The following is a 1,071-nucleotide window of genomic DNA, read 5'->3' on the forward strand; positions in this document are numbered from 1 at the left end:
CTCTATAATTCTCTGTTATATTCCAACGTGAATGCTCCTATAATATAGTCAATTGCTGCAATGAATACTACAAACTTATAACATTGTATTCCCTCAAAAAATATCTCTAGAAGCCACCTAAAGTAGCCTATATTAATAAATTCACACAATTCATCTTTTCATTCCCTTAAGACATCCTCAAATTTTACAAGGAATGAAAAAAGAAGAGGGAGACCTTCCCTCTTCACCAAAAAAATTAAAAAACACCTTAATTTATATCCCCTGCCTTTTACAATCTCACGTCTATTGATAGCCAGTTTAATTCTTCAATTCTATTTTCATAGATTCATGTATTCTTCTAAAGTCTGCTTTTGTTTATATATATTTTCAGCAATATCTCCTACATAGCGAATATGCCAAGGTTCATATGCATAACCTGTAATACTTTCCTTTCCCTTAGGGTAACGAATGATAAACCCTGCGCGATGCGCGTTTTCTTTCAGCCATTTTCCTTCCTTCGTATTAGCAAAGGATAACTCTAGTTCATTGTTCGCACTTTTAGAAGAAACGTCCATTGTTAACCCTGTTTGATGTTCGCTATGTCCTGGTTTTGCCGAGAAGCGATCCGTATGCTCTTGTCCTTTTCTTTTCACATTGTTTGTATACAATCGTTGTTGATAGTCATAGGAACGAAATCCCGAAACAGCATTTAACTGAATCCCCTCCTGCTTTGCTAAATCAAATAACTTTTCCAGTGCTTCTGCCGCCTCTTTACGGAGGTGGCTCTTTTCTACCGTTCCACTAAATGAGAATGGTACATTTGGTACAACTAAATCCTCTGGTTTATAGTCTTCGGGTAATCCATATTCCTTATTAACTACAGCCTGTATACTAGCAAAAGAACTTTCATTGTATTTTGATTGCCCTTTTCCTCTACTATCTTTCTCTTTATTTATGGAGTTTTCACGAGATTCATAGTTCGTCTTATCTGGTTCTTTACCAATAGATTGATTGGTGTAAATTATAAAGATACCTAACATCATAATTACACAAATGAAAATTCCTACTAATTTGAGTCTCATTATTCATTTC

At 34.8% G+C, this 1,071-nt stretch carries 1 protein-coding gene; it reads right to left on the minus strand.

Features of this window, described 5'->3' with window-relative positions; translation table 11 throughout:
• Positions 1–317 precede the first annotated feature (317 nt).
• A complete protein-coding gene (locus ACQGS6_RS29190; protein ID WP_001237442.1) occupies positions 318–1,061 on the minus strand; it encodes a M15 family metallopeptidase in 744 nt (247 codons plus the stop codon).
• Positions 1,062–1,071: the final 10 nt, after the last annotated feature.

The sequence above is a fragment of the Bacillus sp. GMs2/2 genome (genome assembly GCF_050172095.1).
In the GTDB taxonomy this organism is placed as follows: Bacteria; Bacillota; Bacilli; order Bacillales; family Bacillaceae_G; genus Bacillus_A; species Bacillus_A cereus.